At 63.8% G+C, this 25225-nt stretch carries 19 protein-coding genes; 9 read left to right on the plus strand and 10 right to left on the minus strand.

Annotated features, from left to right (window positions below; translation table 11 throughout):
• The coding region (locus tag ACFE70_RS16790) for a bacteriorhodopsin (RefSeq protein ID WP_375418936.1) at positions 1 to 802 on the minus strand (802 nt) is incomplete at its 3' end.
• Positions 803 to 1064: 262 nt separating this feature from the next.
• Here ACFE70_RS16790 and ACFE70_RS16795 point away from each other — a divergent pair.
• A complete protein-coding gene (locus tag ACFE70_RS16795) occupies positions 1065 to 2318 on the plus strand; it encodes an NAD(P)/FAD-dependent oxidoreductase (protein WP_375418937.1) in 1254 nt (417 codons plus the stop codon).
• 145 nt (positions 2319 to 2463) lie between these two features.
• On the opposite strand, the gene ACFE70_RS16800 is transcribed toward ACFE70_RS16795, so the two are convergent.
• From ACFE70_RS16800 to ACFE70_RS16830, 7 genes are all read right to left on the minus strand, one after another.
• The gene (locus tag ACFE70_RS16800) at positions 2464 to 3918 is read right to left on the minus strand and encodes a T9SS type A sorting domain-containing protein (RefSeq protein ID WP_375418938.1); all 1455 of its coding nucleotides are present in this window, start codon (positions 3916 to 3918) and stop codon (positions 2464 to 2466) included.
• Between the two features lie 62 nt (positions 3919 to 3980).
• Positions 3981 to 5399 carry a T9SS type A sorting domain-containing protein gene (locus ACFE70_RS16805; protein ID WP_375418939.1) on the minus strand — a complete coding sequence of 473 codons (1419 nt, stop codon included), beginning with the start codon at positions 5397 to 5399 and terminating at the stop codon, positions 3981 to 3983.
• A gap of 120 nt (positions 5400 to 5519) precedes the next feature.
• Positions 5520 to 7622, minus strand: a complete 2103-nt coding sequence (locus ACFE70_RS16810) for a glycoside hydrolase family 97 protein (RefSeq protein WP_375418940.1) — start codon at positions 7620 to 7622, stop codon at positions 5520 to 5522.
• A 198-nt stretch (positions 7623 to 7820) separates the two neighbouring features.
• Positions 7821 to 9626, minus strand: coding sequence for a RagB/SusD family nutrient uptake outer membrane protein (locus ACFE70_RS16815; RefSeq protein ID WP_375418941.1), 1806 nt, complete (start codon positions 9624 to 9626; stop codon positions 7821 to 7823).
• A gap of 190 nt (positions 9627 to 9816) precedes the next feature.
• A complete protein-coding gene (locus ACFE70_RS16820) occupies positions 9817 to 12954 on the minus strand; it encodes a SusC/RagA family TonB-linked outer membrane protein (RefSeq protein ID WP_375418942.1) in 3138 nt (1045 codons plus the stop codon).
• Positions 12955 to 13421: 467 nt separating this feature from the next.
• A complete protein-coding gene (locus ACFE70_RS16825) occupies positions 13422 to 15089 on the minus strand; it encodes a DUF6377 domain-containing protein (RefSeq protein ID WP_375418943.1) in 1668 nt (555 codons plus the stop codon).
• Between the two features lie 403 nt (positions 15090 to 15492).
• Positions 15493 to 15753 carry a hypothetical protein gene (locus ACFE70_RS16830; RefSeq protein WP_375418944.1) on the minus strand — a complete coding sequence of 87 codons (261 nt, stop codon included), beginning with the start codon at positions 15751 to 15753 and terminating at the stop codon, positions 15493 to 15495.
• Between the two features lie 197 nt (positions 15754 to 15950).
• Here ACFE70_RS16830 and ACFE70_RS16835 point away from each other — a divergent pair, with 197 nt between their 5' ends.
• On the plus strand, positions 15951 to 17414 hold the full coding sequence (locus ACFE70_RS16835; RefSeq protein ID WP_375418945.1) for a diadenylate cyclase: 1464 nt from the start codon (positions 15951 to 15953) through the stop codon (positions 17412 to 17414).
• Between the two features lie 64 nt (positions 17415 to 17478).
• On the opposite strand, the gene ACFE70_RS16840 is transcribed toward ACFE70_RS16835, so the two are convergent.
• The gene (locus tag ACFE70_RS16840) at positions 17479 to 18471 is read right to left on the minus strand and encodes an aldo/keto reductase (RefSeq protein ID WP_375418946.1); all 993 of its coding nucleotides are present in this window, start codon (positions 18469 to 18471) and stop codon (positions 17479 to 17481) included.
• A 144-nt stretch (positions 18472 to 18615) separates the two neighbouring features.
• Between ACFE70_RS16840 and ACFE70_RS16845 the strand changes: the two genes are divergently transcribed.
• The 4 genes from ACFE70_RS16845 to ACFE70_RS16860 all read left to right on the plus strand — a co-directional run bounded on the left by ACFE70_RS16845 (position 18616) and on the right by ACFE70_RS16860 (position 21453).
• Entirely contained in the window at positions 18616 to 19035 is a 420-nt protein-coding gene (locus tag ACFE70_RS16845; protein ID WP_375418947.1) for a hypothetical protein, read from the plus strand.
• A gap of 185 nt (positions 19036 to 19220) precedes the next feature.
• Positions 19221 to 19940 carry an SCO family protein gene (locus ACFE70_RS16850; RefSeq protein ID WP_375418948.1) on the plus strand — a complete coding sequence of 240 codons (720 nt, stop codon included), beginning with the start codon at positions 19221 to 19223 and terminating at the stop codon, positions 19938 to 19940.
• The gene (locus tag ACFE70_RS16855) at positions 19937 to 20380 is read left to right on the plus strand and encodes a c-type cytochrome (RefSeq protein ID WP_375418949.1); all 444 of its coding nucleotides are present in this window, start codon (positions 19937 to 19939) and stop codon (positions 20378 to 20380) included. The genes ACFE70_RS16850 and ACFE70_RS16855 overlap by 4 nt, the downstream gene beginning before the upstream one ends.
• Before the next feature lie 107 nt (positions 20381 to 20487).
• Positions 20488 to 21453 carry an enhanced serine sensitivity protein SseB C-terminal domain-containing protein gene (locus ACFE70_RS16860; RefSeq protein ID WP_375418950.1) on the plus strand — a complete coding sequence of 322 codons (966 nt, stop codon included), beginning with the start codon at positions 20488 to 20490 and terminating at the stop codon, positions 21451 to 21453.
• An 85-nt stretch (positions 21454 to 21538) separates the two neighbouring features.
• On the opposite strand, the gene ACFE70_RS16865 is transcribed toward ACFE70_RS16860, so the two are convergent.
• A complete protein-coding gene (locus ACFE70_RS16865) occupies positions 21539 to 22105 on the minus strand; it encodes a DUF2062 domain-containing protein (RefSeq protein ID WP_375418951.1) in 567 nt (188 codons plus the stop codon).
• 175 nt (positions 22106 to 22280) lie between these two features.
• Here ACFE70_RS16865 and ACFE70_RS16870 point away from each other — a divergent pair, with 175 nt between their 5' ends.
• The 3 genes from ACFE70_RS16870 to ACFE70_RS16880 all read left to right on the plus strand — a co-directional run bounded on the left by ACFE70_RS16870 (position 22281) and on the right by ACFE70_RS16880 (position 25208).
• Positions 22281 to 23243, plus strand: coding sequence for a YihY/virulence factor BrkB family protein (locus ACFE70_RS16870; protein ID WP_375418952.1), 963 nt, complete (start codon positions 22281 to 22283; stop codon positions 23241 to 23243).
• 175 nt (positions 23244 to 23418) lie between these two features.
• Positions 23419 to 24834 (plus strand): DEAD/DEAH box helicase, encoded by a 1416-nt coding sequence (locus tag ACFE70_RS16875; protein WP_375418953.1) that lies wholly within the window; start codon positions 23419 to 23421, stop codon positions 24832 to 24834.
• Positions 24834 to 25208, plus strand: coding sequence for a low molecular weight protein tyrosine phosphatase family protein (locus ACFE70_RS16880; protein ID WP_375418954.1), 375 nt, complete (start codon positions 24834 to 24836; stop codon positions 25206 to 25208). Before ACFE70_RS16875 ends, ACFE70_RS16880 begins: the two co-directional genes overlap by 1 nt.
• The last annotated feature ends 17 nt before the right edge of the window (positions 25209 to 25225 follow it).

The raw sequence follows: 25225 nt of genomic DNA on the forward strand, positions 1-25225 counted from the left end.
CGTCGAGCAGCTTTTTGCCGGCGTGGTAGGCCAGGGCGGCTACCCCTACTTTGTTCACGAGGTCGGCCACGGTGAAGGCCAGGTGCAGCCAGTTGTAGTTCAGGCCGGATTCTGGAAAGCAGCTCAGCACGTAGCCCACCGGGTAGACGCCCCAGGTCGTGACCGTCGTGAGAGCCATGAGGCGGTAGGCACGGCGCTCGACGGGCGTCACGTCGGCGGCGTGGCGCTGCCAGAACTGCCAGAGCAGATAGGGAATCACGAGGTAGCCGAGCGTGGAGATGGCGCCCCACAGCAGCTTGGCGCCTACCTGAATGCCGCCGGCCGGCGTGAGCTGCTGCTCGCCGATGTAGCCGGTGAGCACCATGAACCCGTCGGCCAGCAAGAGCCCGGTGAGCTGCTTGGGCACACGCTCGAACCTGAGGCGCAACATGCTGGTCATCTTCAGCAGCAGCAGCGGCGTGGTCACGGCCCAGTCGAGGTAGCGGTACTGCCCGATGGCGTTGTAGCCGCGCCGGATGAGCAGCTTTTGCGAGTCCGGGTCGTTGGAATAATGCGCCAGCTCGTGCAGCAGCTCATGGTAGAAATATGTAATAAGCACGTACGACAGGCCTGCCACGGCCGCAATAATGGCCCCATAGACCCGCGAGAGGCGGTGCTCCGGGGCTACACTAGCCTTGGTAGCGAGGGCAAAAATCAGACTACCCAAAAATGCATATACCGCCACGGTAAGGGTGAAATACGTGACCATGCTAAGCACGCTAACCTCCGCAGCAGTTGGGATAAACGAAGTGGAAAACTGCATGAACAACGAGCTGAAATGGGATGAGCAGAAGGAAAACAGGGAAGCCAAAGCAACTGCTGGCGCGGGTCCGGGCCCGGCCGCCGCGCTACTTTTGCCTCACCATTTCTATGCTAAATACGGGCTCCGGGCCGGATGCAGCGCGGCAGTACCGGCAGCCGGGGCAGTACGGGCCGCACTAAGCGCCCGTTAGGCCGAGCTTATTCCGGCTGGGCCCAGCCGGTTCGCCACTGGTCCGGCGCGTTAATTCCCTACCCCCCACCCCATGCCCAACCCGACTCCAATAGCTATAATCGGCGGGGGCCCGGCGGGGCTGCTGGCCGCCCAGCGCCTGGCCGAGGCCGGCCGGCGCGTGACCGTGTATGAGGCGCAGGCCACGGTAGGGCGCAAGTTTCTGGTGGCTGGCCACGGCGGCTTCAACCTCAGCAACGCCGAGCCCGCAGCGGCTTTTGCCCGGCGCTACGGCCCCCACGCCGCTTTTTTCAGCGAGCTGCTCACCGAGTTTTCGCCCGCCGATTTGCGGGCCTGGGCGGCGGAGCTGGGCATCAGCACTTTTGTGGGCACGAGCGGGCGCATCTTCCCCGAAGCGCAGCACAAGCCCGCCGAGCTGCTGCGCGCCTGGCTGGCGCGGCTGCGCGGGCTGGGCGTCGAAATCAAGACCCGGCACCGCTGGCTGGGCTTTGCCAGCGCCGAGCCGGCCAGCGGCCTGCGCTTGCGCGACGAGACGGGGGGTAGGGAATTCGCGCTTGAGCCCACCGCCACGCTGCTGGCGCTGGGCGGCGCGAGTTGGGCCAAAACCGGCTCCGACGGCGCCTGGACGGCGGCCCTACGGGAAATCGGGGTTGAGATAACGCCCTTCGCACCGGCCAACTGCGGTGCCGAGGTGGCGTGGTCGGCTTTTTTCCGGGAGAAGGTGGGCCGGGCGCCGCTCAAAAATGTGGCCCTCAGCTTGGCGGCAATTTCCTACCCCCCCTCGCCGCCGGAAGCCGTGCGCGGCGAGCTAATGCTCACCGGCTACGGCCTGGAGGGCACGCCGGTGTACGCCCTCACGACGGGCGTGCGCGCGGCGCTGGCGGCGGGTAGCCCGGCCGGGCTGCTCTTAAATCTCAAGCCCGACCTGAGCGCTGCCCAAATTGAAAGCAAGCTGCAAGCGCCGCGCCGGGGCCGCTCGCTGCCCGAGGTTCTGCGCCAGGCGCTGAACCTGGGTCCGCCCGTGCCCACGCTGCTGCGCGAGCTGTGCCCCGACGTGAGCAGGCTGCCAATGAAGGAGTTAGCCGCTTTGCTGCAAGCCTTGCCGCTGCCCATCACGGGTTTGCGCCCGCTCGACGAGGCCATCTCGACGGCCGGCGGCGTGGCCTTCGCCGAAATCACGGCGGAGCTGATGCTGCGCCGCCGGCCCGGCACGTTCGTGGCCGGCGAGATGCTGGACTGGGAGGCACCCACCGGCGGCTACCTGCTGCAAGCCTGCTTCAGCACGGGCGCGCGAGCCGCGGCGGGAATGCTGAGTTTCAAAGGATGAATTCCGGAACTGAATGGTGACAGCAGCTGGTTGGGCCTGCTTTCCTTTCTGCTTTAAGCAAACAGAACATTTTCTGCAAAAAAGCCCCAACCGGGTTTGGTTGGGGCTTTTTGTGCTGGCTGGGGCGACCAGGTAGCAGCCGCGCCTATTGCACGCTGAGCTGGCGGGTCAGGGCCACGCCATCGACGAGCAGGCGGCAGGTGTAGAGGCCGGGGGCGAGGCGGGCGGCGTTCAGCTCGGCCGAAAACTGGCCGGCGGGCTGGCGCTGCTGGTCGAGCACCTGGGCCACGCGGCGGCCCATGTTGTCGAACACAGCCAGGCTCACGACGGCCGCTTTTTGCAGACTGTAAGGCAGTTTCGTGAGGCCGGAAGCCGGGTTCGGATACACCGGGGCAAAGCCAGCAGCGGCGTTCTGCGTCGTGCGAGTGGCCGTGGCGGTCCCAGCAAGGGCCGGCCCCATCAGGTCGTCGAAGAAGAAGGTGGCGCCGCTGTCGGTGCCGGGAGCGAAGATGAGCGCAATCTGGTCGATGTCGGTGGCCATCACGGTCGGGTCGAAGGAGACGCCGGACGTGCCGGGTTCAAACTCAAATGTGAGCGTCTCCCAGGTGTTGGCCGCCGCCGTGGTGGTGGCGAAGAAGTCGCCCGCGTAGTTGCCGGCGGGATAATCCACCTTAGCAAAATCCTGAAATACCATCAGCACCCGCGTGCCAGGGCCGGGGCTCAGGAACTTGAGGCTCAGCCGCTGCCCGCCGGTGCGGTAAGCCGACACGTCGGCGAACTTGCCGCTCTTGGTGCGGATGGCGATGGTGGAATACTGGGCGGTGGACGACGCGCGCACGAAGCTGGCGACGGTGGGGCTGTTGTTGCCGGCGCTGACGGCCGGGTTGGCCACGTTCTCGGTGAGCACGCCCTGGTCCGGCAACGGGAGGTAGGCCACGAGGCGCGTGTTCTCGTAATTGTCGAGCAAGACGGGCGGGGTGCCGCTCGTGGGAAATGGCACCACGGCCGGGCCCATCAGGTCGTCGAAGTGGTAAGTGGCGCCGGCGGGGGCCCCGGTCGCGCCGGGCGCGATGAGCATGGCAATCTGGTCTATTTCCGTGGCCGTCGTGTTGGGGTCAAAAGAGCCTTCCGGCGACTCAAAGGTGAAGGTGAGCGTCTCCCAGGTGTTGGCCGCGGCTGTCGTAATGGCGAAAGCGAGGCCGGCGTAGTTGCCGTTCGGGTAACCGGTGGCTACTTTAGTCCGGTTTTGCAGCACCAGGTTGATGCGTGTGTCGGGGCCGGGGCTGAGGAACTTGAGGCTCAGCTTCTGCCCGCCGGTGCGGTAGGCCGATACGTCGGCAAAACGGCCGCTTTTCGGCCGGATGGCGATGGTTGAGAACGGGGCCGTGGCCAGGCGCACGAAGCGAGCCACCGAGGCGCTGGTGTTGCCGGCGCCGGGGGCCGGGTTAGCCACGGCCTCGGTGAGCGTCCCTTGGTCCGGCAGCGGGGGGTAGGCCACGAGGCGCGTGGTCTCGAAGTCATCGAGCAGGGTTTGGGCTGATGCTTGCTGGCCCGCGACCAGCAGGGCGGCGGCGCACAGCATCTTGGTAAAGATTTTCATGGGTAAAAAGAGAAAAGAGTGAATGGGTGGAAAAAAGAGACAGCACAGAAAAAACAGAAAAACTACTTCACAAACATCTGACTCAGACGGGTTTTGCCCTTGCTGAACACCAGGCGGTAGGTGCCGGCGGCCAAAAGGCTGATGTCCAGGCTGGGGCGGCTTTCCTGGCTCAGCACCACGCGGCCGGCGGCGTCGAGCACCTGCACGGTGCCGCCCTTCAGGTCGGTGGCCGAGGCCAGCCGCAGCGTGTTGCCGGTCGGGTTGGGGTAGAGCTGGAGGCGCAGGCCGGTTTTGGCGGGACGGGTGGGCGTGGGCTGGGCCAGGCTGTTGAGCAGGGTCGTGGCCGCGGGCACCTCCAGGGCTATTAATTTCTGGAATGCCTGGTCGAGCGTGGCCTGGGCGCTGGCGCTTCCCGCGTGAAACTTGCGCAGATTATATAGCCGGTATACCAGCTGCAGCTCCGAAACCGTGAAGGACACGCCCGTGAAGGCCTGAATCTGCTCCAGGGCCGCGAAGCCGAACTCCCTGGTCGGCTCCAGCATGGTACCCTCGCCGAAATCATTGAACGTGGCCAGTTGCACGAAGCTCAGCCGGCTCTGGTACTGCCGGGCCAGGTCCAGCGTCTGGGTCAGGGTCTGGCCGTTGTTGTGCGGAATAACGAAGGTCGGGCCGCCCCAGCCGCCCTGGGCATAAAAGGTGTTGAAGCCGGGGTAAGCCACGCCGCCGGCCGTAGCCAGGGTCGGCACCCGATTCTGGTAGAAGTTGCGCAGGCCGGTGAGGAAGTCCGAATAAATCCAGTTGTACTCGCCGGCGGCGTTGGCGCCGGCCTCGGCCGACTCATACCACAGCGTCAGGAACGTGGGGGGGGTAGGGAGCACGCCCAGAATCTGGGTCCAGTCGGCGGGCGTCTGGTACTTCTGCGGGCCGAAGGTGAGCACCAGCGGCTTGTCCTTGACCTTGATGTAGTTGGGCCGCGAGAAGTAGTTCGTGCCTACATACTGCATGTTGGCCTTGGCATCATTGAGCGTGGCGGCAAACTGGTCCTCGAACACCACGCCGAACGTGAGGCCGACATCGGCCGTGCGGGGCACCAGGGCGTTGGTGTTGCGCAGCAAGAGCGGCAGGTCGTTGCCGCCGTTGCCGTAGAAATCAACCAGCACGCCGTCCACGCCGGCGTACTTGAGCAGGAGCAAATGGTACTCGATGACGGCCGGGTCCGACGAGGCATAGGGCCCAATCAGGGGGTAGTAGTGAGCCGCAATCTGGCGCTTGCCCGTGGCCGGGTCGACGATGTTAGGGTTCTGGTTGGCCATCGTCCAGTGCAGGCCCCAGCGCCGGTTGTCGGACGTTTCGGGCGTCTCAAACCAGGGCATGTAGTGCATGTATACTGGCTGCGGGTTCGTTTTGGTCACCACCGCGGGCTGGGCCAGGGCCGCGCCGCCTCCCAGGAGGAGCAGGAAAAGTAGAAGTAGATTTTTCAAGTTGATGATCTAAATGGGGCGATGTGAAATGTAGGGTGCGGGGCTTGCCCCCGCCCGGCGTCAGAACGAAATTGTGGAAACGGCGCGAGCGCCGGGCGGGGGCAAGCCCCGCACCCTACCTCACGGCAGGGCCATGATGCTGACGGCCGCCCCGCCCCCCGGCGCCAGCCGCAGCGGCAGCTTGCCGCCGGCCCGCACCGTGGTTTTGGTGATTTTGTAGGCTTCGGGGTTGGTTTTCCAGTCGGCGTCCGGCGCGTCGGCATACACCGTGACGGCGTACTTGCGGCCCTTGGTCAGAAAAGCGAGGGGTAGGGAAGTTGTCCGGCCCCGCTCGTTGGTGATGGCCCCGATAAACCAGTTGTCCTGGCCCTTCTGCTGGCGGGCAATGGTGACATACTCGCCCGGCTCGGCTTCGAGCACGCGGGTGTCATCCCAATCTACGGGCACGTCCCGGATGAACTGAAAGGCATCGAGGTGCGGCTCGTAATTCTCGGGCAAGTCGGCCGCCATTTGCAGCGGCGAGTAGAGCGTCACGTAGAGGGCCAGCTGCTTGGCCAGCGTGGTTTGCACCCGGCGGGCGGGGTTATCGGCGTAGCCTTGCAGCTTGAAAATGCCGGGCGTGTAGTCCATCGGCCCGCCCATCAGGCGGGTGAAGGGCAGGATGGTTTCGTGGCTGGGCGCGTTGCCTTCAGCGAAGGCATTGTACTCGTTACCGCGGCTGGCTTCCGAGGCCAGCCAGTTGGGGTAGGTGCGGTGCAGGCCGGTGGGGCGCACGGGCTCGTGCATGTCAATCATGACGTGGTACTTGGCCGCCACCTCGGCCACGCGGTTGTAGTGGTTCACCATCCACTGCCCGTCGTGGTGCTCGCCGCGCGGCACGATGCGGCCCACGTAGCCGGTTTTCACGGCCGGGTAGCCGAAGCGGTTCATAAACTGATACGCCGTGTCGAGCTGCCGCTCGTAGCTCGTGGCCGAGCCGCTGGTTTCGTTGTGCATAATCATCTGCACGCCCTTGGCCTGGGCGTATTGCTGAATCTCCGGCACGTTGAAGTCGGGGTAGGGCGTCACGAAGTCGAACACTTCCTCTTTCCAGTTGCCGAACCAGTCTTCCCAGCCGGTGTTCCAGCCCTCGACCAGCACGCCGGCAATGCCGTTTTTGGCCGCAAAATCGATGTAGTGCTTCACGTTGGCGGTGTTGGCGCCGTGGCGGCCGGTCGGGATGAGCTGGCCCGCGGCGTTGAGCGTATCGGCCCGGCTGGCGTAGTTCCAGGTGCTCTTGCCGATTTGCATCTCCCACCACACGCCCACAAACTTCATCGGCTTAATCCAGCTCGTTTCGGCGACTTTGCTGGGCTCGTTCAGGTTGAGAATGAGCTTGGAAGCCAGAATATCGGTCGCTTTGTTGCTGACAATGAGCGTGCGCCAGGGCGTGTGGTCGGGGGCGTGCAGATAGGCTTTGTTGCCCGTCGCGTCGGGCACGAGGCGGGCCGTGAGCTTGTAGGTCTGCGGGTCCACGTGCAGCATCATGGCCGGGTAGTTAACCAGCGCGGCCTCGTGAATATTAAGATACAAGCCATCGGCTGATTTCAGCATGAGCGGCGTTTGCACGGCCTGCGGGTCGGGCGCCTCACGCACGGCAATGGACGTCGAAGCCTTGACCATCGCCGCGTTATTGACCGCGCTGAGCGGCGAGACGGTGTAGGAATACTCGTTCGTGTCGTAGTCGCCGGGAATCCAGAACGCCTTGTGGTTGCCGGTGAGGCCGAACTCCGTCAGCTCATCGGCCACCACGAAGTACTTCAGATTGGGCTGCTGCGGAAACTCGTAGCGAAACCCTACCCCATCGGCAAACACCCGAAACACCACATCAAGCCGCCGGCCAGGCGCCGCGGGCTGGCGCAGGTGCACGGTGAGCTGCTGGTAGCGGTTGCGGATGTTTTTCACCTCGCCCCAGACCGGCTGCCAGGTCTCATCCACGCTCTTGGTTTCGCTGCCTACCACCGTCAGCGGCCCATCAAATCCGGGTCCTTCCGCCAGCTTCAATCCCAGGCGCGAGGGTTGGATAACCGGCTTCTGATTATAGGTAACCGCATAGGTTGGCTGCCCACCGGGGGGTAGGGAAAATGTCAGCCGAACCGGGCCCTGGCTGGCCGTCAGCACGTTGGCCTGCTGGGCGCGGGCGCCGAAAGTTGCTAGCAGCAGCGGTAAAAAGCGAAATCTCATGTAGTAGCTACTTCAGAAAAATGGTCGGACTTGCTGCTTCGAGGCAGTAAGTTCGAGGCAATAAGTCCGTCATGCAGAGCGCAGCGAAGCATCTCGCGTGCGGCACTAATTCAATCGTTGTTATTCATTGGGTTACTTCCCCGAGCCAGATGCTTCGACAAGCTCAGCATGACGTTCTTTTCGCTCACAACAGCTACCCTAATACCCCGGGTTTTGGACAATTTTGGCGTTGGCGCTCACTTCGCTGGTCGGGATGGGCCAGGCGTAGGAGCGCTGGTCGCTCCACTCGATTCGGCCGCCCGTGGGCAGGGTGTTGCCGTAGTACTCGGCCTCGGCCGCGCCAATGCGCCAGCGGCCCACGTCGAACCACCAGTGGCCTTCGGCGAACAGCTCGGCCCAGCGCTCATAGTAGAGCGGGTTGTTGGCCAGATTGGGGTCGTTGGCGCTGGTCTTGTCGGTTAGCGACTGATAATCAACCGGTGAGGCTTGGTCCAGCGGGTAGCCATAGGCCCGGCGCTTGACTTTGTTCAGGTATTCGAGCGCGTTGGCCTCGTCGCCGCTATTCTGGCAGGCCTCGGCGTAGAGCAGGTACACGTCGGCCAGGCGCAGCAGGTAGTAGTTGGCGCCGTCAGCGGCGCTGTAGGCGAAAATGTTGTTGTCGGTGGTCACGTACTTTTTCAGGCTCCAGCCCTGAAACAGCGGCTTGATGCCCGCCCCGATGCCCGAGCACTTCACCACCGGCCGGTACTGAATGCCGTCGCGGCTCACCGAATCGACCCAAGGCTGGAGCGCGGCCACGTACAGGCGCGGGTCCACGGTCTTGTCGCGCCGCGCGTCCAGCGACTTTTGCCGCGTCACCGGGTCCATCACCCGGCGCGGATTGCGGAACGACGCCGCTTTACTCGCGTCAAAATTGGGGTTGGCGACCAGCGAGTAGATGGGCAAATTGTAGCCGAAGCGAAGCAGGTTGCGGTCGTGCATAAACTCGTTGCCGTAGCCCAGGCTGTTATTGGCGCCGTTTTCGGTGCCGTCGTCGCCGAGCAGGCTCGGCGACCAAATCAGGCCCTGGCTGGTGGTGAGGTTGGCGTTGGCGCCGTCCACGAAAATGCCGTAGCCGGGCGTGGTGCGGTCCACGTTAATCTCGAACAGCGACTCCTCGTTTAACTCGTTGCTGCTCTGCGCGTTAAACGCATTGCGGTACTTGCTGTACGGCATCAGCGCCTTGCCGCTGTTCTGAATTACGTCGAGCAGCACCGGCTTGGCGCTGGCGTAGTCCTGGGTGAAAACGTAGGCCTTGCCGAGCAGGCTTTTGGCGGCCCACTCCGTCACGCGGCCCACGTCGGTGCCGGTGCGCTGCACGCCCTTGAGCAGCTCGGCCGACTTCTGCAAGTCGCTGATAATGAAAGCCCACACTTCCTTGGCCGAGGCGCGGGGCTGCTGCGTGGCTTCCAGCGAGGTCGGAATGGACGAGAACAGCGGCACGCCCATCTTGTCCTCGCCGCCAGCCGCCGAGATGTAGCCCTCGCCGTAGAAGCATTCGAGGTGGTAGTAGTACAGCGCCCGCAGGAAGTAGGCTTCGCCGCGCAGCGTGTTCACCGCCTTTTGCTCCGAGGGTGCCATGCCGTTTTTCTCGTAGAAGTCGGCCCGGTCCAGAAAAGCGTTGGCGTTCTTCACGCCCGTGTACAAGCCTTTCCACAAGTCGTTGGCGTAGCTGTTGCCCACGCTCAGGTTATTCAGGGCCAGCTCCGTCCACGACCGCTCGCCGCCGTAGGCGAGGTCGGCGGTATGCTCGCTGCACGCAAAATCCTTGACCAGCATCTGAAAGCCATTCAGCTCGTAGGAGCGCAGGTTGGCATAAGCCGGCGTGAGCACGCCCGAGAGGGCCGTCAGGCTGGCCGGGTAGTCCCCGCTGCTGTATTTGTCGGGCTGGGTAACGTCGGAAGGATCTTTGGTGCAGCTGGCCGCCAGCAGCGCCAGAAACAGAAAAGTTGATTTCTTTAGCATCGTACTGATAGTGAATTTATTAGCAGAAGTTAAAAACCTGATTAAGTAAACACTTGCTAAATCAGGCGGTCATGCTGAGCTTGTCGAAGCATCTCGCGTGGGGTAGTAATCCACGGTAAACAACGATTGAGTTAGCTCCCCACGCGAGATGCTTCGACAAGCTCAGCATGACCGCCTGATTAGCTAAGCTCTAGAAAGTCAGGTCTACGCCCAGCGAGTAAATCCGGGCGTTGGGGTAGCGCAGGGGCGCGTCGATGCCGCGCAAGGTCACGTCGCCCCCTATTTCGGGGTCCACGCCGGAGTAGCTGGTGATGGTGAACAGGTTGTTGGCCATCACGTAGAGGCGGGCGTTCTTGATTTGGGCCCGTTGCAGCAGGCTACCGCCGAAATTGTAGCCCAGCTGTAAGTTCTTGAGCTTCACGTAGTCGCCCTTCTCCACGAAGTAGCTGCTCACGTTGGCGTAATTGCCGTTGGGGTCGGTGGCGAAGGTGGCCGGGGCACCGTTGACGCCGGGCGTGAGCACGCCAATACGCGGCTGCTCGGTGAGCCCGTTATCGCCCAGAAACGAGGCGCCGAACACCCTGGCGGTCGTGTTGCCGTCGCTGAACGGAAACTGGGCGTAGGGCGCTACGCCGTTGTAGAGGTCCACGCCGGCCACGCCGTTGAAGAGCAGGGCCAGGTCGAAGCCTTTCCAGCTCAGGTTCAGGTTTAGGCCGTACACCAGCTCCGGGTTGGGGTTGCCGATGGTGGTCTTGTCGAGGTCGCTGATGAGGCCGTCGCCGTTCACGTCCCGGTAGATTAGGTCGCCGATGGTGGCCTTGGTGCCGGCCCGCTGCGGGTGCGCGTCCACCTGCTCCTGCGTCTGGTAAATGCCCTCCGTCTCGTAGCCGTAGAACTGACCAAAAGGCAGGCCGGCCCTGGTGTAGGTCAGGAACTGGCCGGTCTGCTGGCCGAAAGTCGGGCTGCCGTAGTTGTTGTCGCCGGCCTGAATCGGGTTGCTGTTGATATTATCCAGGTTCAGCACCCGGTTTTTATTAAACGAGCCGGTCAGGCTGGCTGAATAATTAAAATCGCCGGCTTTGGCGCGGGTGCCCAGCACAAGGTCAACGCCGCGGTTGCGCACCGAACCGATATTAGTGTAGAACCGGGTCGGGATGCCCACGCTGGTTGGAATCGGCAGCGCGTAGAGCATGTCTTTGGTGGTTTTGTTGTACCATTCCACGGTGAAGAAAAACCGGCCGCTGAGAAACTCGGCGTCGAGGCCCACGTTGCTTTCGTACACGCTTTCCCACTTGATGTTGGGGTTGGGAATGAGCGTTTGGGTGTAGCCCAGGCTGGGCGGCGCGCCGGGCAGGAAGTTCTGCCCGTTCACGAACTCGTAAGTTGACAGAAATAAGTAGCTGGGAATGTTGCTGTTACCCAGCACGCCGTAGCTGCCGCGCAGCTTGAGCTGGTTCATGGTCGGCAGCGCGCTCTTCACGAACGGCTCCTCGCTGATGCGCCAGCCCACCGAGGCCGACGGGAACACGCCGTACTGATTGCCGGGCCCGAACACCGTGAAGTTGCCGTCGCGGCGGGCCGAGAGCGAGAACAAATACCGCTCATTGAAACCGTAGTTGAGCCGGGCGAAGGTGGACTTTATCAGCCCGTTGGGGTCGTAGCCGCCGGGGTTAATGCGCGTGATGGAGGCCGAGGTGGGTAGGAACGCATAGGAGGTGCCGCCCACCGAATTCTGGCTGCCGCGCAAGGCATCGTACACCGACTTAATCTGCTCGTAGCCCACCAGCGCGCTCACCGAATGCTGGCCGAACAAGTGGTTGTACGACAGCACGTAGTTGTTGAGCAGCGTGGTGGAGGTGGAGTTCGATTTGGTCAGGCTGTTGATGGGCGCCGACACCGCGCCGGTGTTGTACGAATCCTGGAAGTAGTTCTGATTTTCAGTGTAATACGTGTAGCCGAACGTGGTGCGGAAGCTCAGGTCCAATGGCAGGGCGACCTCGGCGAAGACGTTACCCTGGAAGTTGGCTTTCTTGTTATCAATGTGGGCCGTGCCAATCTGGGCAATCAGGTTGGGGCCGGCAAAACCCTGCGGGTTGCGGCCGTAGGGGTTGGCCGGGTCGTTGGTGTAGGGCGTCATCGTGGGCACCGTCCGGAACGGCGGGTTGATGGGCGTAATGGTCACCGGCTTGGTGTCGCGCTGCCACACGTAGAGCTGCTCGCCCACCTTGATGCGCTTGCCGAGCTGGTAGTCAGTGTTCACCCGCGCCCCAGCCAGCGACGAGCGGTTGTTGAGGTAAATGCCCTTTTGGTCGTTGTAGATGCCCGAAACCAGGTAGCTCAGATTTGGGCTGCCCCCCGAAATGGACAGGTTGTAGTTCTGCTCGATGCCGTTGCGGAAGATTTCCTTGCTCCAGTCGGTGTCGGGCAGCGTGTCGGTCTGCTCGATGCCCAGGTATACCGGGTCGGCAATGGTCTGCTTGAGGCGGATGAAATCGTCGCGGTTCAGCAGCTTCAGCGTGCGCGGCGTCGTGATGCCGTAGCGGGCGCTGAAGTTGATAACCGGTGCGCCAGCCTTGCCTTTCTTGGTGGTGATGATGATAACGCCGCCCGCCGCCGCCGAGCCGTAGATGGCCGCCGCGCTGGCGTCCTTGAGCACGTCGACCGAGGCAATGTCCTGAATGTTAATGTTATCGCCTGACTGCCGCACCCCGTCGATGATGTAGAGCGGCTGCGCGTTGTTGAGCGAAGACACGCCCCGAATCAGGATGCTGGCCGTGGCATCGGGCGCGCCGGAGCTTTTCACGACTTCCACGCCGGCCAGGCGGCCCTGCAAGGCTTCCTGCACGTTAGTGACGGGTAGCGACTTGATTTCCGTGCCGCTCACCGACGCCACCGAGCCGGTCACGTCGGCGCGGCGCTGCGTGCCGTAGCCTACCACCACCACTTCACTCAGCGCCTTGGTGTCGGACTGTAGCGTCACGTCAATCGTGGTCCGGCCGTTGAGTTGCAGCTCCTGCGAGGCAAAGCCGACGTAGGAAAAAACCAGCGTCGCGTCGCCCGGCACGTTGGCCAGGCTGTAAGCGCCCGTCGCGTCGGTCTGGGTGCCGCTGACGGTGCCGCGCACGATGACGTTTACGCCCGGCAGACCTTCGCCTTTGTCATCCACCACCCGGCCCGTGACGGGGCCGTTAGCGGCCTGGTCGCGGTGGGCAGCGGCTTTGGGGGCTTCGGCCCCGGCGGGGGGGGTAGGGATAGTGGCGTGGGCACCGCCAACCGGAACGAAGGCTGAGCCCGTCAGCAGCGTTCCGCCAATAATAGCTCGGCGCACTAGCTTTCTGAAGGATTGCCCACTGGGTAAGAAGTGTAGTGAAAATGACATAGAATACGAGCTAGAAAAAAGGATATCCGTTTGTTAGGTACCGCAAAGGCGTTTCAGCAATCGTTTGCGGAATTATTCAACAACATCACTACGCAAAGCAACCAGCATCTTTTCCAAGCAAAAAACAGTACAGCTAAAGTATAGCTAATCTGGTCTGCCACTCAACTTAAAGCATTGTTTTAATGCTGATTAAGTTTTATGAAATAAGCGAAAAGTACAGCTTTAAAATGGCTGTTTTAGCGGCTTGACCAATGGAATCTGCGGCTGGAATGCCGCTCCGGCTTCGCAATCCGTTGCCGCCTACCCCCCTGCTTTCCGCCAATGTACCTCGCTGCTGTTAGCGGAATTATTCACCTGGCCAGGCGCCAACTCCGGCAGCCTGAGCCGGCCGGCAGTGGCCTCGAAACAGGGTCAAGTCAGATGGCCTGAATGGCCCGCACCCGCGTCTCAAACTCGTCCTTGGGCACGAGCGAGCGGTTCTTTACCCTGGTCTTATAGGCGTAGATGGTGTTGATGGAATAGCCCAGCATCTGGCTGATTTGCTCGCTGTTGTCGATGCCGAGCCGGATGAGAGCGAAGATACGTAGCTCGGCCGTCAGCAGCTGATCGTCATCGAGCTGCACCTGGTCTTCCTCCCGGAACAGCAGATTGAACTGCGCGACAAACCGGGGAAACAGACGCAGAAAAACCGTGTCGAAACCTTTGAATAGCTCGCTGCGCTCGCGCTTGATGTTGATGCTGTCGGCCAGCTTCTGCACGCCGCCGTACTGCCGGGCGCTCAGCAGGTCGTCGAGTTTTTTCTTCAGCGTCTCCCGCTCGTCCAGGTACTGCGTGTTGTGGTGGAAGTAGTAGCCGATGTACTCTTCCTTGATTTTGTTGGCTTCCGCCAGGCGGGCGTTGGCCTCGGCCAGGCGATGGTTCGATTGGGTCAGCTCAGCGTTAAGCTGCCGTTGCTCGGCGTTGCGCTCGCGCAGCTCCAGCACGGTGGCCGAAATCAGACGGCCGGCCTGGCGCAGCTTGCGCAGCTGCCGGAAGATGACGGCCGCGAAAGCGGCCACGAAAACTGCCAGCACGGAAATCAGAATGCTGTACGCCCGCTGCGATTTGCGATGATTCTCAATGATATCTATCTTCTTACCGTCGATAACCGAGGAGAACTGGCTTATCTGAACCTGCCGCTGCCGGGCCTTGTAGAAGGTGGCTTCCTCCTGCGCCTCCTTGATGAACGTGTAAGCGTTGACCAGGTCGCCGCGCCGGTAGCAGTAGTTGGCGACCTCCGACATGGCGACCGTCTCTTTCGTGGCCGACTTTACGTCGGCAATGGCCGAAATCAGCAGCAGCTCGAAAGCCTTATCCTCTTGCCCGGCCCGGCTGTAGATGTTAGCTAACGTGCTGGCCGCGATGGCCAGCCGATGCTGGGAGAGCGTCGGCGGCTGGCGAATTTGGTTGTACACGGCGACGCCTTCCGCTAGGTTGCCGGTTCGCTGGGTGATGAACGCCTGCACCGACAAGCACTCGTAGGAGCCGGGCCGGCAGAAGCGCAGGGCCGAGTCGGCGCAGGCCAGCAGCTTGGTCAGGTAAACCGGCCGGTAGAACTCATCCTGATTAAAATAAGCTAGGTCGTTGTAGGCGCGGGCTTTAATAAAGTAATAGTCCAGCTTGTCGGCGTCCCTTAACCGGCCCGGCCTGATGTTGTCCAGCACCTCAAAGGTTTCTTTGAACAGCCCGGCCGAGAGCAGAATGAAGGCCAGCCGCAGCTTCGCCAGCTCTACTTTCTCGGGGCTGTTCAACCGTTCGGCCAACTGCTTGATTTTCTGACAGTAAACAAATGCGGAGTCGTACTTAAACGCCTTATACTCGTCGTACACCAGCAGGCCCAGCCTGAATTTGGTGCTGTCGTCGGCTTTATGTGAAGCAAAATCCGCCGTGAGGACCTTAATCCGGCGCCAGCGTTGCCCATCGTACTCTTTCTGGTGCGCCAGGGCCCGGTTCAATTCGGTCAGCAGGCTGTCGGTTGAGGCTGCTGTTCCGCGGAACGGGAGGGTAAATGACAGAGAAATGAGGACGATTAAAGCAATTCTCATTGAAAAGACAAAGCGCGGGAGTGGGCGGATAGCGCGCAGAAGTAAACTAAGGTAGCTTATGCGCCCGTTTGGGCCGCCGGGTGAAGCCGGGCCGCTAAGCCGGAGCAATCCCTACCCCCTCCTCCATTAGCAGCCACGCAGCACAGCCGGCCCGAAACTTCTGGCCGGGCCGCGGCATCGTCAATCTGCCAAGCGTAGGCGACCTTTTCTTTTTGCCTCAACTTCTTGACGGCCACAGGCTTGCAGGCGCACAAAAGCTTTACCGGGCAGCGGCGCCTCTGGCCGGTAACCGCCGCAATGGTTTCGTTGAGATGCCAGCAGCTCCCTACCCCCTGTTGCTACCAGTAAGCCCCTTTGCGGCAGCCAAACCAGACTTCACCTTATCGCGCCGACCACCTGACCTTCAGACCTTTCCCTGCGCGACGGCTTTTTGCTCGGCCTGGCGCAAAATCTGGCGGGCGTCGCCGAGCAGCTTGCGGCCGGGGTCGAGCTGCTCGCGGGCGATGAGGGCGAAGAGCAGCATAAAGGAGGCGAAGGGCAGCACGAAGCCCAGTACAAACCAGAGCCAGAACGAGCGCCCGTGCGAGTAAGCGCAGTAGCCGGTCATAATGGGAATGAACGACACGGCCACCCCTACCGCCAAAATCATGTCAACGAAGAGCATACGCGGAAAAGTTGGCGGTGGGCAGCTCGCGGGCTACGGGCTAAAATATGGTACCCCGAAATTACGCCCGCCGCCGGAAAGGCGCAAGCACCGGTCCGGTTTTTTTTTGGGTTTAAACCTACTGCGGAGGTGATTTTTGCGTAAGCCACGTCAGGCGCGGGCAACTTCTGCCGCCGCCCGTCGTCGTTCACGTATCCATGTGGGAACACCAAAGTCTGTTCAGAGTTTCGGCCCAGCTCTTTGCCGAAGGCGTTTTTAATTTGCTCGACCGCAGCCTGCGGCCCGAAGTCTTTCTGCTCGGCTTGGCGTCGGGCAAGGAAACCGACGCCCCGCAGGCCGTGATTATCGAGCCGCCCACGCTGCGCTACCAGCCCCTGGATTTTGCCGGCATCAAGGCCCGCGCCGCGGCCCTGGAAGCTAATGCCGGCCCGCGCGACATCGTGTATCACCTGCACCCCGGCGACCACGACCGCTTCGAGAAGCAGCACTGGTATGAGTTGATTTGCCAGGCCACCGCCACCACGCTCGACGAGCTGACCGCCGCCCGCCACGAGGACCGCCGCTCGTTCTGCTCGTCGCCGGTGAGTTTGCAGGGCTACCTGGTGGTGATTGTCTTGCAGCTGGCCGGCGACTGCTACGGCTCCTACCACGTGCTGCCCAAGCCTAGCGCCAGCAAGCCCGGCAACCTGCCTCACGCGGCGGTGCTGGAGTTTTTGCACGAGTGCACCCGCGCCCTGCGCGAGGCCGACACCGCCGACAACGACCAGCCCGTGCTCGACCGCGACTACAACGAGGTGCTGCGCGGCGCCGGCCGGCGCCTGATGCTGCGCGCCGCGCCGGCCGGCACCCACGGCCTCTACGACGCCTGCAACGGCATCGCGGCCCTACGCTACGAAGGCGACGAGGGGGTAGGGACGCTGCTCGTGGCCCGGCGCCAGCATCCGGCCCTGATTCCGGTGCTGACGCTGGAAACGCCCGTCACGCTGCGCGACCACCGCTCCATCCGCAAGCTGCTCGAACTCACGGAGGGCGACTCGGCCCTGATTTCCGACGCCTCGCAGGTGTTCGGCCTGGGCCGGCTCGTGACCGAAACCGATACCCGCTACGAGGCCCTGTTCACGGTCAATTTTACCCACCATTTTGGCTGGGAGATGAGCCACTCCGGCCACGTGATGATGAAGGTGGTCAGCAACACGCCGCGCCTGCCCCAGAGCCGCGTCGAGGCCGACAACTTTGCCCGCGCCGTAGGCCAGGTATTTCCCACCCTACCCCCCCCCGACATCGACTACCTCTGGGAGCTGGCCCTGACGGCCACGAGCCAGCCCAACGGCACCATCCTGGTGTTTACGGCCGGCGCCGCCGACGAGGCCCGCCGCCTGGCCCGGCAGTGTTTCCGGGTAGTGCCGCGCACCTTGCTGCCGCAGGTGCTGCGCCAGGCCACCAACATCGACGGGGCCGTGCTCATCGAGCCCAACGGCCTCTGCCACGCCATCGGCGCCATCCTCGATGGGCTGGCCACCGACCGCGGCGACTCCTCGCGCGGCGCCCGCTACAACGGCGCCCTGCGCTACGTCAACTCCTCGCGCTACCCCTGCCTGGCCGTTGTGGTGAGCGAAGACGGCTGGATTGACTTGCTGCCGGGCGGGTCAGCTAACAATTAACACGTATGCTTTAACCGGCCATCCTGCGCCGCTTAAAGCATACGTGTTAATTGTTAGCTGCAAACTACCCGTTCACCGAGCCCATCATCGCCTCGGGGTAGCGCATTCCCGCCGCGGCGCCTTTGGGTGCAATTTCATCGAGTTGGCGCAGCTCATCCGGGCTTAGGCTGACTTCGAGCGCGCCCAGGTTTTCTTCCAGGTAGGCCACGCGCTTGGTGCCGGGAATCGGGGCGAGGTCTTCGCCCTGGGCCAGGACCCAGGCCAGGGCCAGCTGGCCGGGCGTGCAGCGCTTTTGGGCCGCCAGGTCGTTGATGCGGGCCACCAGGTCGAGGTTTTTCTGGAAGTTTTCGCCCTGAAAGCGCGGTGTATGGCGGCGGTAGTCGTCCTCAGCCAGGTCCTCAAACTTCTGAATCTGGCCCGTCAGAAAGCCCCGGCCCAAGGGCGAGTAGGGCACAAAGCCGATGCCCAGCTCGCGGCAGGTGGGCAGAATCTCGTCTTCCGGCTCGCGGCTCCAAAGCGAGTATTCGCTTTGCAGCGCCGCAATCGGGTGCACGGCCACGGCCCGGCGCAGCGTGGCTGGCGCCGCCTCCGAGAGGCCCAGAAAGCGCACCTTGCCTTCCTCGACCAGGCGGCTCATGGCGCCCACCGTTTCCTCGATGGGCGTGCTGGGGTCGACGCGGTGCTGATAATAGAGGTCAATGTGGTCGGTGTTCAGGCGGCGCAGGCTGGCCTCGCAGGCCTGGCGCACGTACTCCGGCCGGCCGCTGATGCCGCGCTTGGCCGGGTCGCTGGGGTCGCGCAGGATGCCAAACTTGGTGGCCAGCACAATCTGCTGGCGCCGGCCACCGGCGAAGGCCCGGCCGAGCAGCTCCTCGTTCTTGTGGGGACCGTACATGTCGGCCGTGTCGAAAAACGTGACGCCCAGCTCCTGGGCGCGGTGCAGGGTGCGGGTGCTTTCCAGGTCGTCGGGCTGGCCGTAGAAGTCGGACATGCCCATGCAGCCGAGGCCGAGGGCGGAAACGGTGAGGCCGGCGCGGCCAAGCGTGCGGGTTTGCATAGCAGGAGGGGTTTGGTGGGGAAGGGGGGGTAGGGAAACTTAGTAAGCGCCTAACGGCGAAGCCAGCCTTTTTGATTTAAGATTTGATTCGAGGCTTGATTCGTGGTAAAAGCGGCGCGGGCAGGCCGGCGCTACCTTTGCCGCATGAAATTTCTGCTCGAAAAATCGTTGCTCGGCGCGGTGCTCAGCGCCGCGCTGGCCGCCTGCCAGCCCTCGGCCAAGGCCGAAAAGCCTACCCCTGTGGCCGCCGCCGAAACCAGCCTGCTCGACCGCCACGACACGCTGATGGCGCGCACCGCCCACCTCTACGAGCTGCGCCAGCAGTTGGCCGCCCCCGCCCTTAAAGCCGACCCGCGCACGCCCGCCGCCGTGCGCCGCCTGCTGGCCGCCGACAAAGCCATGATGAGTTGGATGAACCAGTACCAGGCCCCCGACACCACCGCACCCGCCGCCGCGCGCCTGGCTTATTTTGAGGCGCAGAGCCAGAAGCTAGCGGCCGTGGAAAAGCAGATGCGGGGCACCATCGACACGGCCACGGCGTTGGTGAGGGGGGTAGGGAAGTAAGACATTCTTACTAAAAAACTGGTCATGCTGAGCGCAGCGGAGTCGAAGCATCTTGCCAGAGAAAGTAATCAACTTGACCACACACACGATTAGGTTAGTGACGAGCAAGATGCTTCGACTCCGCTGCGCTGCGCTCAGCAAGACCAGTTTTTTCCAAACTATCCCGCCTCTCCTTCTCCTGCCTCATGCCCCGCCTTCTTTCGCTCCTTATCCTCGTTCTCACCGCCAGCTTCAGCGCCTGCACCAGCGCCCCGGAGCAGGCCCGGCGCCTGCCCATCCTGGGCGAGCGCGACGTGCGCGCCCGCGCCGATGGCGGTCCGGCCGACACCATTTTCGCCACCGCGCCCGCCTTTCAGCTCACCAATCAAATGGGCCAGCCAGTCACGAATCAGACCTTCGCCGGCCGGGCCTACATCACTGATTTTTTCTTCGCCACTTGCCCCGGCATCTGCCCTAAGATGCAGAGCGAACTGCTGAAAGTTTATCAGAAATACCAGGCCGACCCGCGTCTGGTGCTGCTTTCCCATACCATCGACCCCGAGCACGACACCTTGTCCGTGTTGCGCGACTACGCCGAGCGCCTCGGGGTAGGCCCCGGCCAGGCCAGCCGCTGGCACTTCGCCACGGCGCCCAAGGACACGATTTTCCGGCTGGCCAAGGCCTACTACACCGCCGCTATGCCCGAAAAAACCGCGCCCGGCGGCTTCGCCCACAACGGCACTTTTGCTTTGGTCGATGACCAGGGCCACATCCGCGGCCTCTACGACAGCCTCAATCCCACCGAGATGACGCGCCTGCAAGCCGAGCTGCCGCTGCTGCTGGCCGAGATAACCGAGCGCCACCCGGCTGCGCCCGGCGCTACGGCCGCGGCATCCGCGCCGGCCCCTACCCCCCTCGCCCGATGAAAAGCCGGCCGGGGGCATTCAGGCAGTGGTTTCGGCGCCGGTTGACACTTGGCCTACTGCTGAGCGCCGCGCTGCTGGCCTTGCCTGGTTGCTTCACCGACAAGCAGAACCAGGGCCAGCGCCTCTACGCCCAGCATTGCAGCGGCTGCCACGGCGAGCAGGGCCAGGGCCTGGGCCGCCTGATTCCACCCATCGCGGGCGCCGACTACCTGGCCCGGCACCGCGCCGAGCTGCCCTGCCTGCTGCGTCTGGGCCAGCACGGGCCCATCAAAGTGAACGGCGTGCTCTACAACCAGGTGATGCCCGGCCACGCCGAGCTGAGCCCGGCCCGGCTGACCAACCTACTCAACTACGTCGAAAACAGCTGGGGCAACCAGGCCACGCCCCGCACCATCCGTGAGGTCGAGGACCAGCTGCGCAGCTGCGGCGAAGCCCGCTAGCGCCGCCGCCGCGCCCTGGCGGGCGCGGGCTGCGCTTAAGTGGCCCCGCCGTCCGCAGGACAGCCTGTCCCCGCCCCTATCTTGCACCCTCAATCCACTTCACTTTTATGGGTCTGTTTGATTTTCTGAAGAGTAAGCCCGAGCCGGCGGCCCCTACCCCCCCGGCCGCGCCCAATGCCACGCCGGATGCGCCCACCGCGCCGGGCAGCACTACCTCCACCACTTCCACCACCGGCGGGCCGCGCTACCAGGGCGCCAAGTTCACGGCGCCGCCGGCCGCGGTGCCGGCCCCGCGCCTGCCCGAGCCGCCCCCGCTGCCCTTCCAGCCCACCAACGTGCTGGAGCAGCTGCTGCTGCTGGCCAGCACCGACGAAAACGCCCGCCCCGCCTTCTACCAGGCCTTGTTGCAGGAGGAAATCCTGATGGTGCTGGCCCCCGGCGACACGCTCGCCCCCGGCGAGGTGGTGCTCAACGAAGGCCAGGAAATTCAGCTCCAGGTGCTCAGCGATGGCAAGCTGCCCATTTTCTCGTCGGCGGCGCGGCTGCACGACGGCAACATGGCGGAGGCGGCGGCCGTGTCCTTCGTGCGGGTGCCGGGCGCAGCATTTTTCAACATGGTGCAGGGCCAGGACTGCGTGCTCAACCCCTTCTCGCCGGCCGGCAAGCTGCTGCCCAAAGAGGAGGTGGCCGCCCTGCTGGCCGGGCAGCTCTCCGGCGGGGGCCTGGCCCCCGATGGCGACCCCAGTGCCGAAACCCAGGTGCAGCTAACCCAGCCCGAAGCCTACCCCCCCGGCCTGACCGAAAGCCTGCAAGCCCACTGTGCCGGCAACCCCGTCATCGGGGCCGCCTACCTGGCCGAGATGACCGTGGCCGAGGCGCCCACCGCCCCGCGCCTGCTGCTGGCCTTCGATACCACGACTCCCGACCCGGCCTTTTTGCAGCAGCTCGGCCCCGTGCTCGACGGCAAGACGGGCCAGTACCAGTTCGTGGATTTGATGCTGCTCGATGTTAATTCCGACGAGGGCGTGAATCCCTACTTCCGCACGATTGAGCCGGTGTACCGCCGGGCGTAGAAACGAGTATCCCCGACGAGGCGACCTGGCGTGGGGCTGTACCCCGCGCCAGGTCGCCCCGTCGCTAGTATCTAGTCGCTAGTATCTATTCATTCGCGCGCGCCGCTTCGCCGCTGGCCGCCTGCTGCCGCGCCAGCACCTTTTTAAAAATCGGCCGCAGCCCTACGTAGAGCAGCGCCACTACCGGCACCGAGGCCAGCGCCCAAATCAGCACCGCGCCTAGCTCGGCGCGCCAGAGCAGGCGCAGCAGCCCCCAGCCATCGTCAGCAATGAGCTTTTTCAGCGTCGGCAGGCGCAGGTTTTGCACCTCTTCGCCGTGGCCCAGCACCGTGGCGCCGGCTCGCAGCAGCGGCACGAGCAGCAGCAGCTGTAAGGGGCTCAGCACGTGCACCACGAGCTGCATGGCTGCCACGTTGAGCCGCAGCCGCAGGGCCGTAGCCGAGCTGAGGATGGTCGTGAGCCCAATCGTGGGCGCCAGCCCGAAGGCCACGCCCAGCCCCACGGTCAGGGCGAGCTGGGTGGGTGAGAGGCCCGACTTCAGCAAATCGAGCAGCGGCTGAACCAGCCGGCGCCGCAGCCAGCCGGGCGTTTTGGCGGGGGTAGGGATGGGCGCGGCAGCGGCCGGCGGCGGGGGCAGGTCGGAAGAAGGCACGGCGGCAAAAAGCAAAAGACAATCGGAGTAACTTATAGCGCGGCGGCTACTGGCGCGCGGCGGCGCACGTGCGGCACGCTTGCCGGTAGCCGCCGCGCCACTTTAGCCGGCCGGCCTCTCCTACGGCATTAGTTCTAATTTGCGCTAAAATAGTTTGCCCAATCGGCCCCGCGCTATGTCTTCTTCCCATGTTGTTTCGGCCGGCGGGGTGTCGGTGCCGGCCTCGCGGGGCTGGCTGCGCGAGCTGGTCTGGCTGCTGCGCCGCGCCGCCCGCGAGCTAAGCGAAAACGACCCGCTGCGCCTGGGCGCGGCCACGGCCTTTTTCACCTCGTTTGCCCTGCCGCCCATCCTCATTATCCTGATTCAGCTGCTGGGCTCGGTGTTCTCCTCGACCGCCATCCAGATGATGCTGCTGGCTAAGCTGGGGCGCCTGCTCGGCGCGCCGGCCACCGGCCTGCTGAGCCAGATTCTGCATAACGTGACCAATGCCGGCAACTCAAGGCTGATTATCTGGCTGGGGTTTGGGTTTCTGGTGTTCGTGGCCACCACGCTCTTCACCGTCATCCAGCACTCGCTCAATCAGCTCTGGCACATCCGGCCGCGCCGCCACACCGGCCAGTTGGGCAATGCCCTGCGCGAGCGGCTGCGCTCGGGCGGCGTGCTGCTGGCCACGGCCGCCCTCACGCTGCTGGCCTTCGGGGCCGATGCCGCGCTGGCCTTGTTTGCGGAGTACATTGGCGACTTCGACGTAACTTTTGCCTACTACCTCGTGCGCGGCCTCAATGCGCTGGTTGGGCTGGCTATTCTCACGGCGTGGTGCGCCTACATTTTCCGCACCCTGAGCAGCGCCAAAGTGCCCTGGCGGGCCGTGAGCCGCGGCGCCCTGCTCACGGCCGTGCTCATCAGCCTGGGCGAAGCCTTGCTGGGCCGCCTGCTCGTGGCTCGCGATTTGGGCCCGATTTACGGACCGGCGTCGAGCTTGGTGCTGGTGCTCTTGTTCGTGTTCTACTCGGCCATGATTTTCTACTTCGGCGCTTGTTTCACCAAGGTCTACGCCCACCGCGTGGGGCTGGATATCAAGCCCAAGAAGTCGGCCGTGCGCTATAAGCTGGTGAACGTGAGCGAGGAGCACGAGTAGCGCCCTAATGGGCCTCTTCCCCCGTTTGTCATCCTGAGCTTGCGAAGGACCTTATCAGGCGAGAACAAGCACTAATCGATTGATTGCTACAAATCGTCTCAGCGCGAGAAGGTCCTTCGCAGGCTCAGGATGACAAACGGGGGGGTAGGGATGCCCGGCGTGGTACCTTTGCCCCGTGCAATCCCTACCCCCCTCCCCGTCCGCCTTCACCGATTTTAACCTCGCCCCCGCCCTGCTCGAAGGCCTGGCGGAGTTGAACTTCACCGAGCCCACCGCCGTGCAAACGCTGGTGCTGCCTGCCGCCCTCGACGGGCAGGACGTGGCCGGGCAGGCGCCCACCGGCTCGGGCAAAACCGCCGCCTATGGCCTGGCCGCCCTCAGCCAGATTGAGCTGGAAACCAACGGGATGCAGGCCTTGGTGCTGGTGCCCACCCGCGAGCTGGCCCTGCAAGTGCGCGACGCCCTCAAGGCCCTGGGCAAGCACTTGCCCAACCTGCGCATCGCGGCCTACTACGGCGGCCACGCCATGCGCGACGAAACCAAGGACCTGGAAAAGCAGCAGGCCCCGCAGGTGGTGGTGGCCACGCCCGGCCGCTTCCTCGACCACCTGGAGCGGCGCAGCATCATCCCCAATCAGCTGAAAGTATTGGTGCTCGATGAGGCCGACAAGCTGCTGGAATTGGGTTTTCAGGAGGAGATGGCGACCATCATCAGCCGCCTGCCGCGGCGCCGGCAGACGCTTCTGTTCTCGGCCACCATGCCGGAGAAGGTCTTGCAGCTCGTGCGCGCCAACCTTACCCGCCCGCGGGTGATGAACGCGGGCGGCGCCGAAGCCAGCACCCTGCCCGCCAGCCTGACGCTGCGCGGCCACGTGGTAGCCGCCGCCGACCAAAAGCCCGCCGCCCTCTTTCATTTGTTGAATCAGCCCGATGCCGGCCGGGCGCTGGTCTTCGCCAACACCCGCGACCGGGTGGAGGAGCTGACCCGCTTCCTGCGCGGCCGGGGCGTGGCGGCCGAGGCTCTGCACGGCAAAATGATGCAGCCCGAGCGCGATAAGGCCATGCTCAAGCTGCGCAACGGCTCGGCCACCGTGCTGGTAGCCACCGACGTGGCCGCCCGCGGCCTCGACGTGACCGAGCTGGACACCGTGGTGCAGTTCGACGCGCCGGAGCAGGCCGACACGTTTCAGCACCGCGCCGGCCGCACCGCCCGCGCCGGCGCCGAAGGCACCGCCCACCTGCTCGTGACGGCGCCGGAGCAGGCCAAGCTGCAAAACTGGCCCGCCGCCGCGCCTGTGCTCTGGGCCGCCCTGCGCCCCCCGTCCCTACCCCCCGCCGGCCCCAAGGCCCCCCGCCCGAGCACCGTCACGCTGCACGTATCAGCCGGCAAGAGCGACAAAATCAGCCGCCACGACCTGGTGGGCGCCTTCGTGGGCGTGGGCGGGCTGGAGCGCGAGGCCGTGGGCCGCATCGAGGTGTTTGATTATTACAGCTTCGTGGCCGTGCCCGAAGGCCAGGTGCAGGCGGTGCTGCAAAACATGCGCGGCGCCAAAGTGAAGAACAAGAAAGTGAAGGTGACGCTGGTGCGCTGATGCCCGAATCAGCAAAATTCCTACCCCCTGCCGCCCTTCCCACTGCCCGCCAGCTGCTCTTCATTTGCAGCCAGAATCAGTGGCGCAGCCCCACGGCGGAGGCGCTGTTCGACGGCCACCCGCACTACGAGGCGCGCTCGGCCGGTACGGAGGCCGGGGCAAGGGTGCGCGTAAGCGCCGGCCTGCTGGGCTGGGCCGATGCCGTATTCGTGATGGAACGCCGCCACGCCGACCGGCTACGCGAGAAGTTCGCCGAAGAGCTGGCCGGCAAGCCGCTCATCGTGCTGCGCATTCCTGATTTATATCAGTTTGGCGACGACACCCTGCTGGCCTTGCTGCGCGAGAAGTTAAAGCCGCATTTGCTCTTACTTTAGCGGCTAAATATTCCACT

The organism is uncultured Hymenobacter sp., assembly GCF_964243305.1.
Lineage (GTDB): Bacteria > Bacteroidota > Bacteroidia > Cytophagales > Hymenobacteraceae > Hymenobacter.